18 protein-coding genes are annotated in these 19,720 nt (G+C 66.5%); 9 read left to right on the top strand and 9 right to left on the bottom strand.

The genetic code is table 11. The annotated features are described in order from the left end of the window. The first annotated feature begins 23 nt into the window (after positions 1–23). From pbpC to ASD94_RS19130, 3 genes are all read left to right on the top strand, one after another. Entirely contained in the window at positions 24–2,429 is a 2,406-nt protein-coding gene (gene pbpC / locus ASD94_RS19140; protein ID WP_369818079.1) for a penicillin-binding protein 1C, read from the top strand. Positions 2,430–2,513: 84 nt separating this feature from the next. Next, a complete protein-coding gene (locus tag ASD94_RS19135) occupies positions 2,514–4,802 on the top strand; it encodes a diguanylate cyclase domain-containing protein (protein ID WP_056646362.1) in 2,289 nt (762 codons plus the stop codon). A 169-nt stretch (positions 4,803–4,971) separates the two neighbouring features. Beyond that, positions 4,972–6,138, top strand: coding sequence for an alpha-hydroxy acid oxidase (locus ASD94_RS19130; RefSeq protein ID WP_056646619.1), 1,167 nt, complete (start codon positions 4,972–4,974; stop codon positions 6,136–6,138). Positions 6,139–6,153: 15 nt separating this feature from the next. Here ASD94_RS19130 and ASD94_RS19125 read toward each other — a convergent pair whose 3' ends face one another. Further along, the gene (locus tag ASD94_RS19125) at positions 6,154–6,567 is read right to left on the bottom strand and encodes a cytochrome c family protein (RefSeq protein WP_056646617.1); all 414 of its coding nucleotides are present in this window, start codon (positions 6,565–6,567) and stop codon (positions 6,154–6,156) included. Between the two features lie 243 nt (positions 6,568–6,810). On the opposite strand from ASD94_RS19125, the gene ASD94_RS19120 reads away from it, so the two are divergent. From ASD94_RS19120 to ASD94_RS19100, 5 genes are all read left to right on the top strand, one after another. Then, a complete protein-coding gene (locus tag ASD94_RS19120) occupies positions 6,811–7,386 on the top strand; it encodes an RNA polymerase sigma factor (RefSeq protein ID WP_056646358.1) in 576 nt (191 codons plus the stop codon). A gap of 7 nt (positions 7,387–7,393) precedes the next feature. Next, complete coding sequence (locus tag ASD94_RS19115; protein WP_056646615.1) at positions 7,394–8,185, top strand: anti-sigma factor domain-containing protein; 792 nt, start codon at positions 7,394–7,396, stop codon at positions 8,183–8,185. A 147-nt stretch (positions 8,186–8,332) separates the two neighbouring features. Continuing rightward, positions 8,333–9,289: a DUF3034 family protein gene (locus ASD94_RS19110; protein WP_156391482.1), complete on the top strand. Its 957-nt coding sequence runs from the start codon at positions 8,333–8,335 to the stop codon at positions 9,287–9,289. Positions 9,290–9,299: 10 nt separating this feature from the next. Then, positions 9,300–9,776 carry a group 1 truncated hemoglobin gene (locus ASD94_RS19105; RefSeq protein WP_056646352.1) on the top strand — a complete coding sequence of 159 codons (477 nt, stop codon included), beginning with the start codon at positions 9,300–9,302 and terminating at the stop codon, positions 9,774–9,776. A 79-nt stretch (positions 9,777–9,855) separates the two neighbouring features. Next, positions 9,856–10,545, top strand: coding sequence for a hypothetical protein (locus tag ASD94_RS19100; protein WP_056646349.1), 690 nt, complete (start codon positions 9,856–9,858; stop codon positions 10,543–10,545). 116 nt (positions 10,546–10,661) lie between these two features. Here ASD94_RS19100 and ASD94_RS19095 read toward each other — a convergent pair whose 3' ends face one another. The 8 genes from ASD94_RS19095 to ASD94_RS19060 form a co-directional block, all read right to left on the bottom strand. Further along, positions 10,662–11,645, bottom strand: coding sequence for a c-type cytochrome (locus ASD94_RS19095; protein WP_056646347.1), 984 nt, complete (start codon positions 11,643–11,645; stop codon positions 10,662–10,664). A gap of 193 nt (positions 11,646–11,838) precedes the next feature. After that, the gene (locus ASD94_RS19090; RefSeq protein ID WP_056646344.1) at positions 11,839–12,909 is read right to left on the bottom strand and encodes an ABC transporter substrate-binding protein; all 1,071 of its coding nucleotides are present in this window, start codon (positions 12,907–12,909) and stop codon (positions 11,839–11,841) included. 50 nt (positions 12,910–12,959) lie between these two features. Next, the gene (locus ASD94_RS19085; RefSeq protein ID WP_056646340.1) at positions 12,960–14,117 is read right to left on the bottom strand and encodes an FAD-binding oxidoreductase; all 1,158 of its coding nucleotides are present in this window, start codon (positions 14,115–14,117) and stop codon (positions 12,960–12,962) included. Next, on the bottom strand, positions 14,114–15,502 hold the full coding sequence (locus tag ASD94_RS19080; protein ID WP_056646337.1) for an NAD(P)/FAD-dependent oxidoreductase: 1,389 nt from the start codon (positions 15,500–15,502) through the stop codon (positions 14,114–14,116). The genes ASD94_RS19085 and ASD94_RS19080 overlap by 4 nt, the downstream gene beginning before the upstream one ends. Continuing rightward, entirely contained in the window at positions 15,499–15,795 is a 297-nt protein-coding gene (locus ASD94_RS19075) for a (2Fe-2S)-binding protein (protein ID WP_233247278.1), read from the bottom strand. The genes ASD94_RS19080 and ASD94_RS19075 overlap by 4 nt, the downstream gene beginning before the upstream one ends. Positions 15,796–15,810: 15 nt before the next feature. Continuing rightward, the gene (locus ASD94_RS19070; RefSeq protein WP_056646331.1) at positions 15,811–16,605 is read right to left on the bottom strand and encodes an ABC transporter permease; all 795 of its coding nucleotides are present in this window, start codon (positions 16,603–16,605) and stop codon (positions 15,811–15,813) included. A gap of 5 nt (positions 16,606–16,610) precedes the next feature. Further along, positions 16,611–17,483 carry an ABC transporter permease gene (locus tag ASD94_RS19065; RefSeq protein WP_056646328.1) on the bottom strand — a complete coding sequence of 291 codons (873 nt, stop codon included), beginning with the start codon at positions 17,481–17,483 and terminating at the stop codon, positions 16,611–16,613. After that, positions 17,480–18,589 carry an ABC transporter ATP-binding protein gene (locus ASD94_RS19060; protein WP_056646325.1) on the bottom strand — a complete coding sequence of 370 codons (1,110 nt, stop codon included), beginning with the start codon at positions 18,587–18,589 and terminating at the stop codon, positions 17,480–17,482. Before ASD94_RS19060 ends, ASD94_RS19065 begins: the two co-directional genes overlap by 4 nt. A gap of 284 nt (positions 18,590–18,873) precedes the next feature. Here ASD94_RS19060 and ASD94_RS19055 point away from each other — a divergent pair, with 284 nt between their 5' ends. After that, positions 18,874–19,719, top strand: a complete 846-nt coding sequence (locus tag ASD94_RS19055; protein ID WP_056646322.1) for an IclR family transcriptional regulator — start codon at positions 18,874–18,876, stop codon at positions 19,717–19,719. Position 19,720 lies beyond the last annotated feature (1 nt).

Raw genomic sequence — 19,720 nt, 5'->3', positions numbered from 1 at the left:
GGCGCTTTCATTTCTGTGCGTTTGTGTTCCTTCCCTTCGATTTCTTCTTCACCTTGCGCCTGCGCACACAGGCCGCCGCTCTGGTGCTGGCGGCCTGTGCCTCGGGCGCCTGGGCTATCCCCACGTTTGACGAGGTGCGCGCGGACTTCAAGCCCTCGGACACCCTGATCCTCTCGCGCGAAGGCGAGGTCTTGCAGCGCCTGCGCACCGATGCCACCGTGCGGCGCGGTCAGTGGGTGCCGCTGGCCGACGTGTCGCCCGCGCTGCGCCAGGCGCTGGTGCTGAGCGAGGACAAGCGCTTTTTTGAACACAGCGGCGTGGACTGGCGTGCTGCGTCGGCGGCCGCCTGGGGCAACCTGTGGAACCAGCGCACGCGCGGGGCCAGCACCATCACCATGCAACTGGCTGGCCTGCTGGACGGCGACTGGCGCCAGGGCCCGGGCGGGCGCACCGTGGCGCAAAAGCTGGGCCAGACGGTGGCAGCCCAGGTGCTGGACCGGCGCTGGCGCAAGGACCAGATCCTGGAGGCGTACCTCAACCTCGTTCCGTTTCGCAGCGAGCTGGTGGGCATCGACGCGCTGAGCCGTACCCTGTTTGACAAGGCAGCCCACGGCCTGGACGACCGCGAAGCTGCGGTGGCAGCGGCCCTGGTGCGCGCGCCCAACGCGCGGCCTGCGCTGGTGGCACAGCGTGCCTGCGGCGTGCTGCGCGACATGCAGCAGCGCCCCTCCACCCCTTCCACCCCCGCCTTGCCCGCTGCACCGGCGGCGCGCGTGGACTGCGACGCACTGGACCTGTTCATCACGGCCGCGTTGCAGCGCCGCGCCTTTGATGCCAGCGAGGGGGTAGCGCCGCACTTTGCGCGCTACCTGCTGCGCCAGCGAGACAAGGATAGCGCCGTGCCCGAGCGAGTGACCAGCACCCTGCGCGCACCGCTGCAGCGTTTTGCCATGCAGAGCCTGCAGCAGCAACTGCGCGAGCTGCGGGGGCGGCATGTGGAAGACGGCGCGGTGCTGGTGCTGGACAACGCCACGGGCGCGGTGCTGGCCTGGGTGGGGTCGTCCGGCCAGCTCAGCCAGGCCAGCGAGGTCGACGGGGTGCTGGCGCTTCGCCAGCCAGGCTCCACGCTCAAGCCCTTTTTGTATGCCGAGGCGATTGCAGAGCGGCGGCTCACAGCGGCGTCGCTGGTCGAAGATTCGCCCGCGCAGATCACCACGGCGGGGGGGCTCTACATCCCGCAGAACTATGACCGCCAGTTCAAGGGCTGGGTGTCGGTGCGCACGGCGCTGGCGGCGTCGCTCAACGTGCCTGCGGTGCGGACGCTGGTCATGGTTACGCCCGATGCGTTTCACCGCCAGCTCGGTGCTGTCGGAATGCCGCTGCGCGAAAGTGGCGACTACTTTGGCTACAGCCTGGCATTGGGCAGCCCCGAGGTGCCGTTGCTGCACCTGACCAATGCCTTCCGCACGCTCGCCAACGGCGGGCGGGCGAGTCCTGTTGCAGGCACGTTCGCCAACGGCGGGCGGGCCAGTCCTGTTGTAAGCACGCTCGCCAACGGCGGGCGACAGGGCACCGTAGCCCCGGCCGATGCCAAGCCCCGCTTCACGCCCGCCATCGACCCACGCGCCGCGTTCATCGTGGGTGACATCCTGTCCGACGGCAATGCACGCGCACGCACCTTCGGCACCGACAGCGTGCTGGCCACCCGCTTCTGGACGGCGGTGAAAACCGGGACCAGCAAGGACATGCGCGACAACTGGGCAGTGGGTTGGTCGGAGCGCTATACCGTGGGCGTGTGGGTGGGCAACGCCAGCGGTGCAGCCATGCACGAGGTCAGCGGCACCAGCGGCGCAGCACCCATCTGGGCGGCGGTGATGGGCTTTCTGCACGCCCGCGAGCCCAGCCGGGCGCCCAAGACCCCTCCGGGCCTGGTGCGGGCGGCCGTGCGGTTTGGCCCGGGGCCGTCGTCTGGCGCAGGCGGCCCCCAGCCGCTGGAGGCTGCACGCGACGAGTGGTTTGTGCCTGGCACGCAGCAGCCGTTGTTTGCTATGGATTCAATAGCTGGTGAGGTATATGACACTAGCGCATCAAGCCAAAAAACCTCAAAAAGTGCCGCCCGTGCCCCAGCAGCGCCTGCGGCCGCTGTCCCGGCGCGCATCACCGCTCCAGCATCCGGCACGGTGATTGCGCTGGACCCGGACATTCCACCCGCGCGCCAGCGCCTGCAGTTCACGGCCACCGGCGATGCGGTGCAGTGGCGGCTGGACGGCAAACCCCTGGGTCGGGGCTCCCGGGTAGCCTGGCTGCCTTGGCCCGGGCGGCATCTGGTGCAGATCACCGACGCGCAGGGCCAGGTGCTCGACGAGGTCCGGCTGGAGGTGCGTGGCGCGGGTGTGGTGGCCGTGCCTCCCCGGGCAGGTGCGCATTGACTCGGACAAATCCGAGGAATAGGGTGTGACTTGGGGCTGAGTCCCGGTTAAGGCGACTGTTTAAAATAGTTACAAACTATCCATATGCCCTCGTTTCGCCAGTTCTTCTCTCACCGCCTGATCTGGCTGGCCTTGCTGGTGGCTCTGGGCATTGGTGCATTGTTTGCCCGCACCATCTGGACCATCCGCAACGACGAGTGGAGTTACGCGGTGCAGACCAACACCAACCTGGCACGCACGCTGGAGCAGGGCCTGGCCTGGTCGCTGGACTCGTTCGACAAATCCCTGGAGGGCGTGGCCCGCGAGGTGGCACGGCCCGAGGTGTGGGCGTTGCCCCCCGACCTGCGCTCGCGCGTGGTGTTTGACAACTCGCTGCGCGCACGCGGCGCGGGGGATGTGCTGGTGCTGGATGCGCAGGGCAACGTGGTGCTGGACTCGGGCTCCCTTGAGCCCCGCCGGGCCAACTTTGCCGACCGCGACTACTTTCTGGCAGGGCGTGACCATGGCGAGCGCGGGCTGTTCTTTGGCAAGCCCGTGCCTTCGCGGGTCACGGGACTGAACATCCTGCCCATCTCCCGCGCGTACTACCATCCGGACGGTAGCTTTGCCGGTTCGGTGGTGGGCGCCATCCGCCTGAGCTACTTCAACGAACTGTTTGGCTCGCTGGACCTGGGTCCCAACAGCGGTATCAACCTGTTCCGGCAGGACGGGGTAGTGATCTCCCGCTTCCCGTATGGCGATTCGGATGTGGGCAAAACGATTGCGGGCACTCCTAACCTGCTGCGCTTTCAGACGGAGGGCACGGGTTCTTTTGTGGGCAAGGCGGCGCTCGACGGCGTGGAGCGTCTCTACTCCTTCCGGCCTGTGGGCAACTACCCGCTGATCCTGAACGTGGCCCAGTCCACCGACACCATCCTGGCCAAGTGGACGAACAGTGCCTGGGTGCTGGGTGGCTTTGCCGTGCTGCTGATGCTGGGTTGCCTGGGCCTGGCCCTGCTGTTTGTCCGCGAGCTTCTGCTGCGCCAGCAGGTTTCCGCGCGCCTGGCGGAGGCAGAGCACGACCTGCGCACCATCCTGGACAACGTGCCCTCGATGATTGCCTATTGGGACGCCAATATGCGCAACCGCTTTGCCAACCGTGCGGCGCTGGAGGAGTTCGGCACCTACCCGGCGCCCGTGCAGGGCCGGCACATCAGCGAGCTGCTGAGTGACTCCCGCTACGCGGCCAGCAAGCCGTACTACGACCAGGCTCTGGCCGGCGCGCTGCAGCGCTTTGAGCGCACGGACGAGGACTCGCAGGGCCGGCAGCGGCACTGCATCGTTTCCTACCAGCCCGACGCCGACGAGCGGGGCGTGGTGACCGGCCTCTTTGTGCAAGTGACGGACATTACCGAGCGCAAGCGCATGGAGGACGAGCTGTTTGACGAGAAAGAGCGCGTGCGCCTGACGCTGCAGGCCATTGGCGACGCCGTGGTCTGCTCGGACGCTCAGGGCATGGTGACTTACCTCAACCCGGTGGCTGAGCGCCTGACGGGCTGGCAGGCGTTTGATGCCGCGGGCCACACGGTGAATGAAGTGGTCTGCCTGCGCAGCCCCGATAACGACATACTTCTGTCCAACACGCTGCGCACTGCCATTCAGCTGGGTGCGGCCTCAGACCCCGTGCGCGGCGTACTGGTACACCGCACCAGCGGCCAGCGCTTCCAGGTGGAGGAGACTGCCAGCCCCGTCACCGACCGCCATGGCGTCGTGACCGGTGCCGTGGCCGTGCTGCGCGACGTGACCGAGGCGGTCGCCATGGCCGAACGCATGGCCCACCTGGCGCAGTACGACGCGCTCACCGATCTGCCCAACCGCGTGCTGCTGCAGGACCGCGCCCAGCTGGCCATGGCCCAGGCGCAGCGCGACGGCAGGTCGCTGGCGGTGATGTACCTGGACCTGGATGGCTTCAAGGGGGTCAATGACCGCCTGGGCCACGATGTGGGCGACGTCCTGCTGGTGCAGTTTGCCCAGCGGCTGCAGGCGGCGGTGCGCGCATCCGACACGGTGTGTCGCCAAGGAGGCGACGAGTTTGTGGTGCTGCTGCCTGGCCTGGACGGGGTGGAGCCCGCCTGCCTCGTGGCGCGCAAGATCCTGGCAGCCTGCAATCCTGCGTTCGATCTCGCCGGTCAGCGGGTGCAGGTGGGCGTGAGCGGCGGCATTGCGCTGTTTCCGCAGCATGGCAGCACCTTCGATGAGCTCTCGCGCCATGCGGACGGTGCCATGTACGCGGCCAAGCGTGGCGGGCGCATGCGCTTCATGCTCTACCGGGGGCCCGAGGCCGAGCCCGAGGTGGTGCTGCCCGAGCCCGCCCTGGTGACCACGGCCAAGTAACGCACCTGCGAGGTTGTGGATGGGCGCCGTATGTCAGGGCTTTGGGCTGGCTGGCAGGCCCAGATACCCGTTCGCTGGAAATTTGTTGTAGGCCGCTAAAAAAATTTTGATGGCTGGCCCGCGTGCCACCGCCTACCATTTGGCGCATTTCCCATACCGGAGAGCCTGCGTGCCCAATCTGTCCAAAATCACCTGCATCGAAGACCTGCGTGTCATTGCCCAGCGCCGCGTGCCGCGCATGTTTTATGACTACGCCGATTCGGGCTCGTACACCGAGGGCACCTACCGCGCCAACGAAAGCGACTTCCAGCGCATCAAGCTGCGCCAGCGCGTGGCCGTGAACATGGAAGGCCGCACCACCCGCACCACCATGGTGGGCCAGGACGTGGCCATGCCCGTGGCCATTGCGCCCACGGGCCTCACCGGCATGCAGCATGCCGACGGCGAGATCCTGGGCGCCAAGGCGGCCAAGGCGTTTGGCATCCCGTTCACGCTGTCGACCATGAGCATCTGCTCCATCGAGGACATTGCCGAACACACGGGCCGCCACCCGTTCTGGTTCCAGGTGTATGTGATGCGCGACCGAGACTTCATCAACCGCCTGATCGACCGCGCCAAGGCCGCCAACTGCTCGGCGCTGCAGCTCACGCTGGACCTGCAGATCCTGGGCCAGCGCCACAAGGACATCAAGAATGGCCTGTCGGCCCCGCCCAAGCCCACCCTTGCCAACCTGATCAACCTGGCCACCAAGCCGCACTGGTGCCTGGGCATGCTGGGCACCAAACGCCGCAGCTTCGGCAACATCGTGGGCCACGCCAAGGGCGTGGGCGACCTGTCGTCGCTGTCGTCATGGACGGCCGAGCAGTTCGACCCACAGCTCAACTGGGGCGACGTGGAGTGGATCAAGAAGCGCTGGGGCGGCAAGCTGATCCTCAAAGGCATCATGGACGCCGAAGACGCGCGCCTGGCGGTCAACAGCGGTGCCGATGCGCTCATCGTCAGCAACCATGGTGGCCGCCAGCTCGATGGCGCGCCGTCGTCCATCGCTGCGCTGCCCAGCATTGCGGCAGCGGCGGGCAAGGACATCGAGGTGTGGATGGACGGCGGCATTCGCAGCGGGCAGGACGTGCTCAAGGCCCGCGCGCTGGGCGCGCAAGGCACGTTGATCGGCCGCAGCTTTCTGTACGGACTGGGGGCCCATGGCGAGGCCGGGGTGACGCGTGCGCTGCAGATCATCCAGAAAGAGCTGGACATCACCATGGCGTTCTGTGGCCATACCAACATCAACAACGTGGATTCGTCGATCCTGCTGCCCGGCACCTTTCCCACTGCCTGAGTCGAGGCAATCTGTTCAGCGGGTGGCCGCCTCTGGCACCGGCAGGCGTTTGAGCGTGGCCAGATAGGCCACCACGTCTTCGCGGTCGCGCGCATCTTCGAGCCGGTAGTCCATGCCCTGGCCAGGGATGAGCGCCTCGGGGTCGCTCAGCCAGGCCTTGAGCGTGGCGCGCGTCCACAAGATCTTGCTCGCGCGCAGCGCAGGCGAATAGTCAAAGTCCTTCAGCGCTCCCGCGCGGCGCCCCACCACCCCCCGGTGGGCGGGGCCGTCTCCATGCTGGTCGATGCTGTGGCAACCGCTGCAATGCGCAGCGTACAGCGCTGCACCACGCTCCACCGACTGGGCGGTGGCGGCGCCGTGGGCCGCCCAGACCAGGGCGGCTGCCACGGCAACACGACAAACAGGGGACAGCGGGCGGGGCAGGGGCATGGTGGTGGCGAGGGGTAGAAAGCGCAGGGGTGTGAGCGGCACGGTCTCTTGCAGTACGGGCGATCCCGCCGCCTGGATTCAGCCGCCCGGCATTTTGTGTCATCGGGGGCTGTGCCCGCTCCCATTGCCGGCGCCAATTGCTGCGTGTGCCTCGGCCACATCCAAAACGCCCGCTGTGGCGTATTCACCTACAGCAATGCCCCGAAGGCACTGCCAACCCCACCAATCTCAGAGAATGGGCGCATGAGCACCCTCCACCCAGACAGTGAACTGATGGACCTCCTAGACCGCATCGCCGCGCAGGACGACTCCGCGCTGAAAAGGCTGTACGAGCGCACCTCGTCGCAGCTTTTTGGCCTGGCCCTGCGCATCGTCCGCAACCGCGACGCGGCGGAGGACGTGCTGCAGGAGGCGTTCTTGACCATTTGGCGCGGCGCGGGCAGCTACCGGGCATCGCTGAGCCCGCCCATGGCTTGGATGGGGCTGATCGTGCGCAGCCGGGCCCTGGACGCCCTGCGCAAGCGCACCACCGACCGGGCCGACCTCATGAACGAGCTGGATGACGCAATGGCGCAGACGCTGGAGGGAGATTCGCCCAACCCCATGGACACCGCCGATGCCAGCGAGCAGGCGTTTGCACTACACCAGTGCCTGGGCAAGCTCGATCACAAGCAGCGCGAGGTGGTGAGCCTGGCCTACCTGCGCGACCAGAGCCATGGCGAGCTGGCCGAGCAGCTCAAGCTGCCGCTGGGCACCGTCAAGACCTGGATTCGCCGGGGGCTGGAGCAACTGCGTGCCTGCATGGCGCGCTACGCCTGAGGTCGCCATGAACATCACCCAACACCCCGATCTGCTGGACCGCCTGGCCGCCAGTTATGCCCTGGGCACGCTGCGCGGCGGCGCCCGCCGCCGTTTTGAGGCCCTGGCCCGCGAACACGCCACTGTGCGCGCCGCTGCCCTGGTGTGGCAGACCCGCTGGTCGGGCCTGACCGAGTTGCAGTCCGCCATCGACCCCGCACCGGCCGTGTGGACCCGTATCGACAACCTGGTGCAGGCCGACCGAGCCGCCACCGCCATGCAGGCTGCGCGTGTGCCCCAGGCTGCTACAGCCCCCGGTGGCTGGTGGCGCAACCTGCTGGTATGGCGCGGCGCCGCAGCGGCAGGCGCCATGGCCACGCTGGCGGCCGTGGTGGTGGGCATGCAGGTCAACGGCGGTCTGCGTGCCAACACTGGGGCGCAGATTGCCGCACTGCAACAGCAATTGCAGACCACCCCGCAGATCCAGTACGTGGCCGTGCTGGCGGACGACAAGGCCGACGCGTCGATGTTGGTGACATTCGACCCCAAAAACAACCAGCTCGTGCTGCAGCGCGTGGGCGGCTTCCAGGAGGGGGCGGACAAGTCCTTGCAGCTGTGGGCACTGCCTCCGGGTCAGGGGCCGCGCTCGCTCGGTGTGTTGGGCCAGGACAAGCTGCTCAAGCTGGTGGCGCAGGAAGGCGATGTGAAAGAAGTGCCCACGCTCGCCATCAGCCTGGAGCCCAAGGGGGGGGTGCCCAGCGCCACGGGGCCCACGGGGCCGGTGCTGTTCAAGGGTGAGCTGATCCAGCGGATGCTGTAGCCCCGCCGGAGCACGGGTGGCCAGTGGCGGGGCGGCGGCGCGGATCACCCCTGAAAAAAATTTCTGTCGTTTTTGAATCCACCGACTACCGGCGCTCGTAAGTTGAGAGCAACATCCACTTACAACCCTCACGCTTCGGAGATGACGATGACACACAGGCTGAAACATGGGCTGCGCCCCTTGGTGGGCGGCACGCTGCTGGCCGCTCTGGCAACCACCGCTGGGCTGGTCCACGCAGATACCGGCAAGCTGTTGCTCACAGGCGGTGTCAGCACCATCGCCGGGTCGGCCGGTGGGGGGCTGACCCCTTGGGCGGTGATTGGCAGCAACGCCACTGAGGGCGAGGTGGGTGTCAGCGCCTATGCCACCCGTGCGGCCACGCAGGACTACAGCCTGAACGGCTATGGCGTGGCACTGGGCCTGCACGACCGCGTGGAGCTGTCGCTGGCGCGGCAGGACTTTGATGCGTCGCCTGCCATTGCGCTCAACGGCATTGCGCCGTTTGGTGTCACGCCCGGCCAGCACATCAAGATGGACGTGCTGGGCATCAAGCTCAAGGTGGCGGGCGACGCCGTGCTCAACAGCGACAACTGGATGCCGCAGATTGCGGTGGGGCTGGAGCACAAGCAGGTGCACCCGGGCTCCATCGGCTCGGTGCTGGACTTTCTGGGCACCAAAACCAGCGGCACCGACGTGTATGTGAGTGCCACCAAGCTGCTGCTGGCGCAAAGCGTGCTGGTCAACGGCACGCTGCGCTACACCAACGCCAACCAGAACGGTCTGCTGGGCTTCGGCTCGGCCGCACCCGGCAAGAACAGCCGCAGCCTGCAGCCCGAGTTCTCGGTGGCGTACCTGATCAACAAGAACCTGGCGGTGGGTGCCGAATACCGCTTCAAGCCCAATAACCTGCAAGCGCTGGGTGCCGCGGCGGGCTTGGGCGCTGCGCTGCGCGAAGACGACTGGAAGGACATTTTTGTGGCCTGGGCGCCCAGCAAGAACGTGTCGCTCACGCTCGCCTATGTGGACCTGGGCCGCATCGTCCCTGGCATCACCAACAACCGCCGCCAGACGGGCTACTACCTGTCGGCCCAAGTCGCCTTCTGAGGAAATTGTCATGACGCACTCCAAAACCTTCATCGCCCTGGCCATCTCCCTCGGCGGTTGGCTTACTGCCCCGGCCTTTGCGCAGACCGCTGCGGCTCCGGTAGCGACTACTGCCGCTCCTGTAGCTCCTGCAGGCCTGTACCAGGCGCTCGGCGAAAAGCCCGGCATCACCCGCCTGGTGGACGATTTTGTGAACCGCGTGGTCAAGGACCCGCGCATTGGCGGCCACTTCAAGGACACCAAACCGGCCGCGCTCAAAGAGAGCCTGACCGACCAGTTTTGCCAGCTGAGCGGTGGCCCTTGCAAATATGAGGGCGCTGACATGAAATCGGCCCATGCCGACATGGACATCAACAAGGGCCATTTCAACGCCCTGGTGGAGGTGCTGCAAAGCGCCATGGATGCCCAGGGCATACCGTTCGCTCAACAAAACCGCCTGCTGGCCTTGTTGGCGCCCATGCATCGTGATGTGATCACCCAGCGGTAAGACGATGAAAAACGCTATTTTTTTCATAGCGACTAGCGCAATATTCACTAGCGCTTGCGCCGGAAATGTCCAAATACAGGTGCTGGACCGCGAGGGCAAGCCCGTGCCCGACGCCGTGGTGGTGATGTACCCCGGTGCCACGGTGGGTGCTGCGCCCAGCTTGCTGCAGGCCAGCCCCACCATCGAACAGGAGCGCATGCGCTTTGTGCCCGCCGTCACCGTGGTGATGCCCGGCACCACCGTGCGTTTTACCAACCAGGACCGGTGGGACCACCATGTGCGCGGCAACCCCACCGGGGCGTCCACCGCGGCGGCACCGGCTGCGGCGGGTTCCAACTTTGAGCTGCGCCTGGCGGGCAAGGCCGATGGCAAGCCCGCCAACTTTGCCGACGTGAAGCTGGACACGCCCGGCGTGGTGCTGCTGGGCTGCCACTTGCACGGCTCCATGCGTGGCCATGTGTTTGTGACCGATTCGGCCTGGACACTCAAGACCGACAGCGACGGCATTGCCCGTTTTGCCAACGTGCCCGATGGCGCCGCGCAGGTGCGCGTGTGGCACGCCGAGCAACTGGTGGACCTGCCGCGCAAGGCGCTGAATGTGGTGCCCGGCCCGGTGCTGGATACCGTGCAGCTCAGCGTGGTGCCTCGCGTGCGGCGTGCGCCCCCTGCCGCGCCTGCGGGCCCTGGCAACAGCCCGGGCGGGCCCATGGGGTCGTACAGCCTGGCGCCCGTCTCACCTCACGGTGTACACCAGCACCCTGGCAGCTGACCCGCCACCGCAGCGGGTGGTCCACCGGGGCGGTCATTGGGGCGCAGAGTTCTTCGCTCTTTCTTTGCTTGAGTGTCTGGGAACGGCTCCTGCCGGGCCTTTCCCGGGCTTTGAGGTCAACCAGGCAGCTTGAGCCCGCTTGGCCCCGAGGGCACGGTGTTGGCGCTGCTCTTCTGGCCGCCGGCCGCTGCGCTGCCGACTTCTTGCTTCACGCTGCCGGGGGGCGCGTTCAGATACAGGTACAGCGCCTGCGCATCCACATCGCTGAGCTGGCCGAGCGACTCGAAGGGCATGACCTGGATGGGCGTGCCGTCCGGCCGCTTGCCGGTGCGCAGCATGGCCACAAAACTGGCGGCATTGGGGTAGCGTGCCAGGGCGCTGTCGGTACTGTGTGTGCCGGGACGGATGTCTGCTGCCGCAGGCCAGTCGGGCGGGCCGCCGGGGATCTTGCCGCCCGACAGGTCGGCGCCGTGGCAGCCGATGCACATGTTGGCCACGTACTGGCCGTTGGCCAGCGTCACGCCGGCAGCGGTAGGGCGCGAGGGGGCCAGCTGGTGGTCGATGCGCGAGGCCGCATCGGGGATCGCGCCCAGCCCATACAGCACCCAGGCGGGGTGGGGCAGTTCGATGACGGCGGGCGTGCCTTCCTTGGGCGGGAACTGGCGCACGTACGACACCAGAGCGTTCAGGTCTTCATTGGTAAAGCGGTTGTAGTCTTCGCTGGGCATCACCAGCACCGGGCGGCCGTTGGGCTTGACGCCATGGCGGATCACGCTGTTCCAGTCTTCAGGCTGGTAGCGCGCCACTACACCGGCAGACGTGATGTTGGGGCCTGCCAGGCGCGTGCCCTTGCCATCGTTGACGAACTCGCGGCCCGTGCCCTGCGCGCCATGGCAGTCGGTGCAGCCGCGCGATGCATACAGGTAGCGCCCGCGCTCGATGGTCTGCGCGTCGGTGGTGTAGGCCACGGGGCGGGGCTTGATGTCGATGTAGCGGTTGCGCTTTTGCTCGGCCAGGTACAGGCCGCTGGCGGCGGTGGCGACAACGATCACGCCCAGCAGCAGCGCGCTGCCTGCGGTCCATTTGATCCAGCGTTTCATGGTGGTATCCGTCTTCTTCGAATGTGGGCGGACTGGCTGAAAGGATCAGCGTGTCCTGGCGCCGGATTCTGAAGTCGAAGAAGGGGTTTGTGACACCCCACCACCGCAGGGGACAGCGGAGCCGGTGACATTTGTCACAAACGGCCCGCCGGTGTGAGCAGGTGTAGCCCGCTCACACGCTCTCCATATCCTGTCAGCGCTCGATGGTTTTGTTCCAGCGTGCATTCCAGGCAGGGCGGTTCGCGTTCACGCTGTCCCAGTCCAGCGTCACGGCGTTTTTCATCCACTGGCTGATTTGCGCCACTTGCGCCGCGCCTTCACCCACTGCGGGTGCCTTGGGGTTGGTAGGGATCTGCGCGCCAAACTGCAGCACGTTGGCCTGGGCCAGGGGGCTCAGAAGAAACTCGGCCAGCTTTTGGGCCAGCTCGGGCTCGCTGTTCTTGGCGATCACGCACTGGCCGGTCATCAGCACCACCGAACCTTCCTTGGGCTGTGCGTATTCCACCGGAATGCCCTTGGCCTTGAGGGCCGCCACGCTGGTCGGGGTGAGCGGGAAGATCGCGGCTTCACCCGTCTGCACCATCTCCGAAATCTTGGCCGAGCTGGGGATGTACTCCAGCACGTTCGGCCCGATGGTCTTGGCCCAGTTGTTGAAGCCTGGCTCCACGTTCTTGTCGTTGCCGCCTTGAATGCGGTTGAACATCAAGAAACCGTGCAGCCCGAATGACGACGAAGGCATGGACTGGAACACCACCTTGCCCTTGTACTTGGGGTCGGCAAAGTCCATCCACGAGGTGGGCGCAGCCCAGCCCTTTTCGGCAAACATCTTGGTGTTGTAAGCAATGCCCGTCATGCCCAGGCTCACGCCGCTGGCCAGGTCGTCCTTGAAGCGGGCGGCGGGGTAGATCTCGTTGAGGTGCTGGTTGGGTTTTTGCTTCTCGCACAGGCCCATTCCCATGGCGCGCACCATGATGCCGTCGTCCAGAAACATCACATGCATCTGCGGCTTGTCCTTGTTGGCCTGCGCCTTGGCCAGGATGTCCGAGGACGTGCCGGGCACCACCACCACCTTCACGCCGTGCAGCTTTTCAAACGCCGGGAACACGTACTGCGTGTACGCCTTCTCCATGGTGCCGCCGTTCATGCCGATGTACAGCGTCTTGGTCTGCGCGGTGGCGGTGCCTGCGGCGGCCACGGTGGCCAGTGCGGCGGCCGCCACAAGGGCGCGGCGGGTGCGGCTGGCAAAGCGGGGGGTGAAGGTCATGGTGGTTTCCTTTCTGGTGGGAGAGTGGGGACGGGTCGGTGGCAAATGGGTCACTGGACAGCCGCAGTGCTGGCCACTTCAGCCACTGCTTTGGGAACAAATCGCTCAATCGCGAAGGCATCAATCGGCGTGGTGCTGCGGCCATCGCGGGCCAGCTCGGCCAGCACCTCGCCCACGCCGGGACCAATCTGAAAGCCTGCGCCGGCAAAGCCAAAGCCGTGGATCAGGCCGGGCGTGGTACTGCTTTGGCCCAGCACGGGCTGGCGGTCAGGCAGGTAGCCCTCGGTGCCGCTCCAGGTGCGGATGAAGTGCGCGTTCTTCAGCGCGGGCAGCAGCTCTACCGCCTGCACGGCCAGGGTGGCGATGGCGCTGCGCTCGGAGCGGGCGCGGTCGGCATCCAGTGCCACGCCCGATCCGCCGCCCAGCACCAGGTTGCCGCGGGCCACCTGGCGGCAGTAAATGCCGCCGCCTTCCACGCCCAGGCTCCAGTGCATGAAAAAGGGCAGGGGCTCGGTCACGGCCATGGCCGGGTGGCCGGAGTGGATGGGCACGGCCTCGTCAAATTGCGCTGTCAGCGCACCGGCCCAGGCGCCTGCGCAGTTGATGAGCACGGGCGCACGCACGGCCACGGTAGTGCCCGAGCGCACGGTGAAGATCTTGCCGTCGTGCTCCACCGAGGTCATCGGTGTGCGTTCCAAAATCTGCGCCCCCGCACGCCGCGCAGCCAGCGCAAAGGCGGGCGACACCAAGCGCGGGTTGGCTTGCCCGTCATCGGGGCACAGCGATCCGCCCACAGCGCGCCCGCCCAGCCAGGGGCAGCGCTCGCGCAGCGCGGTACCGGAGATGAGCTGTATGCCCAGATCAAAGTCGCGGCTCAGGTTGGCATAGGCTTCCAGCGCAGCCATGTCCGCCTCGCTGCGGCCGATCTTGAAATGCCCGCTGCGCTGGTATTCGCCATCCGTGCCAATCAGCGCAGGCAGGTCGGCCCACACCTGGTGGGCGCGCTGCGCCAGCGGCAGCTGGCTCACAGGGCGGCCTTGGCGGCGCACGCCGCCGTAGTTCACACCGCTGGATCGGGAGCCGCACAGGTCGCGCTCCAGCAGCACCACGCTCACGCCCTTGCGGCGCAGCGCCAGTGCGGCGGATGCACCCATGATGCCGCCGCCCACGATGGCGACGTCGGTGTCGATGGTTCGGGTGGCGGTCATGTGCGGGCCTCCGCCTGGGCTTGCAGGTGGATGGGGATGGGCTTGATCGGCGCTTGTCCGCGCAGCCGTCCCACCCGATCAATGGGCTTGCCCGTGGCCTGGGCCAGGATTTCTGCCGCCGCCACGCCGCACATGCGGCCCTGGCAACGGCCCATGCCCACGCGGGTCAGAGCCTTCAGTCGGTTCATCTCGTCAGCACCCGCATCGCGCGCACAGGCGCGCAGCTCACCCGCCGTGATGTTCTCGCAGCGGCACACCACCAGCGCATCGGGTGCGTGCGCAGCCCAGTCGGTGGGGAAGGGGAAAGCGCGCTCCAGCCCTTGGCGGAACTGCATCAGATCCGTGAGCTTGCGTTCCAGCTCTGCAGCACGTGCTGTGTCTACCTTCACGCCATGGTCGGCCAGCAGCGCCAGTGCGGTGCGCTCGCCCGCCCACTCGGCCGCATCGGCACCCATGATGCCCGCGCCATCGCCCGCTAGGTACACGCCTGCCACGCTGGTGCGGCCTGAGCTGTCGCGCTCGGGCAGGTGGGCGCGGTGCATGGGCGCCCAGGCAAAGCGGCAGCCCAGCAGGTCTGCCAGTTGGGTCTCGGACCGCAGGGCGTAGCCAAAGCCCACGGCATCGCAGGGCACGGTGTTTTCGGCTTGGCCGTCGCTCCACACCACGGCATTCACCCGCGTGTCGCCTTCCACGCGCACCGGCCGCACGCCGGTGTGCACGGCCACACCCTGCGCGCGGAGCCAAGCTACGTAGTACAAGCCCTTGGCGAGCACGGTGGGCTGGGTGAGCATGCCGGGCAGGGCGGCCAGTTGGTCGGCAAACCGCGCGGTGTCCAGCACTGCGGCTACCTTGGTGCCCGCTTTGGCATATTGGTATGCCACCAGGTACAGCAGTGGCCCGGTGCCCATCAGCACCACGTTGCGGCCAATGGTGCAGCCCTGAAACTTGAGCGCCACCTGTGCGCCACCCAGCGTGTACACACCGGGCAGCGTCCAGCCGGGCACGGGCAGCACACGGTCGGTAGCACCGCTGGCCACAATGAGCTGGCCGTAGGGCACCGTGCGCGTGGTTTGCGTGGGGCCGTGCAGCACGTCGAGCAGGCCGCCTTGGGCGTTCCACACCAGGCTGTCGGGTTGGTAGTTGATGTGGGTTTGTAGGCCGTCGAACGTGCTGTGTAAAGCTGTGGCGCGTGAGGCCTCGGTGCCGTACAGCGTTTGTGCGCTGCGGGCAAAGTGGGCGGGCGGGCGGCGGTAGATCTGGCCGCCGCTGCGCGCGGCCTCGTCAATCACTACGGGCCGCACGCCATGCGCCACCAGGGTTTGCGCGGCGCGAATGCCCGCAGGGCCTGCGCCCACGATCACGGGTTGCAATGCGGGGGCGGTCATGCGGGCGCTCCGGTGGTCAGCTGCATGCCCGCCTGGATGAAGGTGGCGCAAGACCGCAGCCGTTCGCCGGTGGCGGTTTGCACCCAGCAGTCCTGGCACGCACCCATCAGGCAAAAGCCAGCGCGCGGCTCGTGGCTGAATTCGTTGCGGCGCAGCTGGGCGCGGTGCGTGAGGATGGCCGTGAGCACCGTGTCGCCTTCGAGCGCAGTGGCGGGTTCGCCATCGAGCGTGAAGGGCACGGGGGCGCGGTCTTTTTCGGCCACGCGGTGGAGCAGGGCTGTGTTCACAGTCATGGAATTCGTGCCCATTTATTTCTTGCCTACGAGCACACGGTCCAGGCCGTACACGCGGTCAAGAATCACCATCGCGCAGGCTGTCAGGCCCACCATCAGCGCAGACACCGCCGCCATCAGCGGGTCAATGGATTCAGTGGCGTACATGTACATGCGCACCGGCAGCGTCACCGTGCTGGGCGAGGTGACAAAGATCGACATGGTCACTTCGTCAAAGCTGTTGATGAAGGCCAGCATCCAGCCACCCGTCACGCCGGGCAGGATCATTGGCAGCGTGATGCGCGTGAACACCGTGGCCTGGCTGGCACCCAGCGACAGGGCGGCATGCTCGGCACTGCGGTCAAAGCCCACGAGGGCAGCCACCACCAGCCGCAGCGTGTAGGGCGTGACGATGAGCGCATGCGCAAACACCAGCCAGCCAAAGCTGCCCGTGCCGCCGATCAGCGCAAACAGTCGCAGCAGAGCCACGCCCAGCACCAAGTGCGGAATGATCAGCGGCGACAGGAACAAACCATTGAGAAAGCCGCGCCCGGGGAAGTCGTAGCGTGTGATGGCAATGCCCGCAGGCACCGCCAGCACCGTGGCCAGCGTGGCCGATGCAAGGGCTAGCCACAGGCTGTTCCAGAACGACTGCATAAAGTCTGGGTGCTCGAACACCGCCTTGAACCAGCGCAGCGAGAGCTCGGTGGTGGGCAGCGTCAGCGTGTTGTGCGGCGTGAAAGCCACGATGCACACCACCAGCAAGGGGGCGAGCATGAAGGTGATGACCAGCGCGTTGAACGCGAGGGCGAGAGGGCCGTTCTTTTGCATCGTGCTCACCCGAGTGATTTCTTGTAGCGGCCTTCAACCAAGCGGTTGTAGCTCAGCATGACCACCAGGTTGGCCACCAGCAGCGTCAGCGCAATGGCTGCGCCCAGGGGCCAGTTCAGCTCGTGTAGGTACTCGTCGTACACCACCGTGGCCACCATCTTCAGCCGCCGCCCGCCCAGCAGGCCGGGGATGGCAAACGAGCTGGCGGCCAGGCCAAACACGATCAGGCTGCCCGACAAGATGCCGGGCAGCACCTGCGGCAACACAATGCGCCGCAGCGTGGTGAAGGGCGTGGCCTGCAGCGACAGCGCCGCGTTTTCTACCCCAGGGTCCAGCTTTTGCAGCGAGGTCCACACGGGGATGACCATGAAGGGCAGCATCACATGCACCAGGGCGATAACCACCGCGATCTCGGTGTAGAGCATCTTCACGGGCCCAAAACCCAGCAGCCCGAACAGCCCATTCACCAGCCCCTCAGGGCCCAGCAGCATGCTCCAGCCAAAGGCGCGCACCACTACCGACACCAGCAGCGGCGCCAGCACCACCAGCAGCAAGATGGAGCGCCACGGGTTGCCCATGCGGCTCAGTATGTAGGCCTCGGGCGCTCCAACGAACACGCAGATCAGCGTGACCAAACCTGCAATCCAGAACGTGCGCCAAAAAATGGAGTAGTAGTACGAATCGGTGAACACATGGGCGTAATGCTCCAGCGTGAACTCGCCCGCCTTCACCCCCGTGGTCGGGTCGAACGCGTTGAACGACAGCACGGCGGTGAGTGCCAGCGGCACCAGCAACAGCACCGTGAACAGCAGCATCGCCGGGCCGGACAGCCACCAGGGCGCGGCCTTTTTGTGCAGCAAGGTGGTGGCCAGGCTCATGGCGCCACCTCGGCGGCTGTGTCTTCGGCTTCCAGCTCAGCCAGTGCGGTTTCATCGGCGGGCAGCAGGCGCATGCAGTGGTCGGGCCAGTCCACGCCGGTGCGCTCACCCTCGGCCAGCGCGGCGCGGCCGTCATTGGGGGCCAGCACCATCAGGTCACCCACGGGGGTACCCACGCGGTACAGCCATTGGCTGCCCAAAAAGAAGCGCTCGCACACCTGGCCGTCCATCCGGCCCTGCACGGGGGGCACCAGCTGCACTTTTTCAGGCCGCACGCTCAGCAGCACGGAAGCGCCGGGGCGGTAGCGGGCACCGTCCACCTCCATCGTGAGGGCTCCCAACTTCACCTGCGTGTGCGTGCCGCTCGCGTGGGCGACCTGTCCCGGCAGCAGGTTCGCCTTGCCCACAAAGGTGGAGATGAAACGCGTACGCGGGTGCTCGTACACGCGGTGCGGGTGGTCGATCTGCGTGGCGCGGCCGGCCTCCATCACCACCACGCGGTCGCTGATGGACATGGCCTCGCTCTGGTCGTGTGTGACCATGATGGTGGTGGTGCCCACCTTGCGCTGGATTTGCCGCAGCTCAAACTGCATCTCCTCGCGCAGCTTGGCGTCGAGGTTGGACAAAGGTTCGTCCAGCAGGAGTACGGGCGGCTCGATCACCAGCGCACGGGCCAGTGCCACGCGCTGGCGCTGGCCGCCAGACAGCTCGCGGGGGAAGCGCGTGGCGTGCTTTTCCAGGTGCACCAGGGCCAGGGCCTGGGCCACGCGCTCGGCGCGCTCGGCCTTGGGCACCTTGCGCATTTCCAGCCCAAAGCTCACGTTGGCCGCCACCGTCATGTGGGGGAAGAGGGCATAGCTCTGGAACACGATGCCCAGCCCGCGCGTGTTGGCCTTGGCGTGGGTGATGTCCTTGCCGTCCAGCTCGATGCGCCCGCTGGTCACGGCCTCGAACCCCGCCACCATCTGCAGCGTGGTCGTCTTGCCGCAGCCCGAGGGGCCCAGCAACGACACAAATTCACCCTTTTGCACCGTGAGGTTCATGGCCTGCACCGCGCAGGTGCTGCCATAGAACTTGGTCACATCCGTGAGCTTGAGAAACGACATGGCGAAAGCCTTTCCGGTGGTGGCGTTGCACGGGTTGCCTGGGGGCGGTGCATGCCACCTGCTGTGGAGTTGCAGGGATGGGCTGCGGGCCTTTGGGTGTCTGCACCGGTGTGGTGCAAGTAGTTTTCAAAGGTTGAAGCAGCCGCTCGATTCAATTGAATCTATTGCAATAAACAAACCAGAATGCTTCGGGTATTCCATTAAACGGAAGTTTTATTGAATTTATTCCATTCAATGAAATATAATGCCTTCAGTTTGATCAACGAATTCCACAGGAGCGAGGTATGGAAGCCGCATCCACCGCCACCGGCGGCGTACCCCGGGTGTTTGCCGTCATCCGGGCCCTGTCGGCCGTGCAGGCCGAGGGCGGGCGAGTCACCCAATTGGCGCGTGCCGTGGGCCTCACACAGGCCACCACGCACCGTTTGCTGCAATCGCTGGTGGCAGAAGGCATGGTCGAGCAGGACGAGCGCAGCAAGCTCTACCGCCTGAGCATGGATTTCTTCGCCTTGGCGGCGAAGGCTGGCAACCCTGGCGACCTGCGCAGCCTGTGCCGCCCCGCGCTGCTGCGCCTGTGCGCCAGCCTGGGTGACAGCATCTTTCTGTTGGTGCGCAGTGGGTTTGACGCCGTGTGCCTGGACCGCAGCGAGGGCCCGTTCCCCATCCGCTCGTTCACCGGCGATATCGGCGGCCGCGTGGCCCTGGGCGTGGGGCAGGGCGCGCTGGCCATCCTGGCGTTTTTGCCCGAGGCCGAGCGCGAAGAGGTCATCCGTTTCAACCTGTCGCGCGTGCGCGAGTACGGCGTGTTTGACGAGGTTTACCTGCGCACCGAGATTGAGCGGGTGCGCCAGCTGGGTTATGCGGGGCGCAATACCGGGTTGCTGGAAGGCATGGCCGGTGTGGCCGTGCCCATCCTCGACCGCGAAGGGCGCGCCGTGGCAGCGCTGAGTGTGGGCACCATTTCTGCGCGGTTGAACGATGACCGACTGCCCACGGTGGTGGAGCTGCTCAAGCGCGAGGCGGCTGCCGTGGGACCGAAGATCAATCCGTTTGATGCGACGTTGAGACGGCCGGCGCAGAGTTTGGGAGGCGGGGCGCAGGGGTTAGCGATTGGGGTGTCGGGTGAGTAGG

The organism is Acidovorax sp. Root70 (genome assembly GCF_001428225.1).
Classification (GTDB): Bacteria; Pseudomonadota; Gammaproteobacteria; order Burkholderiales; family Burkholderiaceae_C; genus Acidovorax.
The sequence above is the reverse complement of the archived record's forward strand: the minus strand, read 5'-3'. Positions and strand labels throughout refer to the sequence as shown.

Coding starts and splice junctions, on each gene's coding strand:
- ASD94_RS19065 (WP_056646328.1), bottom strand. CDS start 17,483: ATGAGCCTGGCCACCACCTTGCTGCACAAAAAGGCCGCGCCCTGGTGG.
- ASD94_RS19110 (WP_156391482.1), top strand. CDS start 8,333: ATGACACACAGGCTGAAACATGGGCTGCGCCCCTTGGTGGGCGGCACG.
- ASD94_RS19125 (WP_056646617.1), bottom strand. CDS start 6,567: ATGCCCCTGCCCCGCCCGCTGTCCCCTGTTTGTCGTGTTGCCGTGGCA.
- ASD94_RS19120 (WP_056646358.1), top strand. CDS start 6,811: ATGAGCACCCTCCACCCAGACAGTGAACTGATGGACCTCCTAGACCGC.
- ASD94_RS19080 (WP_056646337.1), bottom strand. CDS start 15,502: ATGACCGCCCCCGCATTGCAACCCGTGATCGTGGGCGCAGGCCCTGCG.
- ASD94_RS19085 (WP_056646340.1), bottom strand. CDS start 14,117: ATGACCGCCACCCGAACCATCGACACCGACGTCGCCATCGTGGGCGGC.
- ASD94_RS19075 (WP_233247278.1), bottom strand. CDS start 15,795: ATGACTGTGAACACAGCCCTGCTCCACCGCGTGGCCGAAAAAGACCGC.
- ASD94_RS19105 (WP_056646352.1), top strand. CDS start 9,300: ATGACGCACTCCAAAACCTTCATCGCCCTGGCCATCTCCCTCGGCGGT.
- ASD94_RS19060 (WP_056646325.1), bottom strand. CDS start 18,589: ATGTCGTTTCTCAAGCTCACGGATGTGACCAAGTTCTATGGCAGCACC.
- ASD94_RS19055 (WP_056646322.1), top strand. CDS start 18,874: ATGGAAGCCGCATCCACCGCCACCGGCGGCGTACCCCGGGTGTTTGCC.
- ASD94_RS19115 (WP_056646615.1), top strand. CDS start 7,394: ATGAACATCACCCAACACCCCGATCTGCTGGACCGCCTGGCCGCCAGT.
- ASD94_RS19095 (WP_056646347.1), bottom strand. CDS start 11,645: ATGAAACGCTGGATCAAATGGACCGCAGGCAGCGCGCTGCTGCTGGGC.
- ASD94_RS19070 (WP_056646331.1), bottom strand. CDS start 16,605: ATGCAAAAGAACGGCCCTCTCGCCCTCGCGTTCAACGCGCTGGTCATC.
- ASD94_RS19135 (WP_056646362.1), top strand. CDS start 2,514: ATGCCCTCGTTTCGCCAGTTCTTCTCTCACCGCCTGATCTGGCTGGCC.
- ASD94_RS19090 (WP_056646344.1), bottom strand. CDS start 12,909: ATGACCTTCACCCCCCGCTTTGCCAGCCGCACCCGCCGCGCCCTTGTG.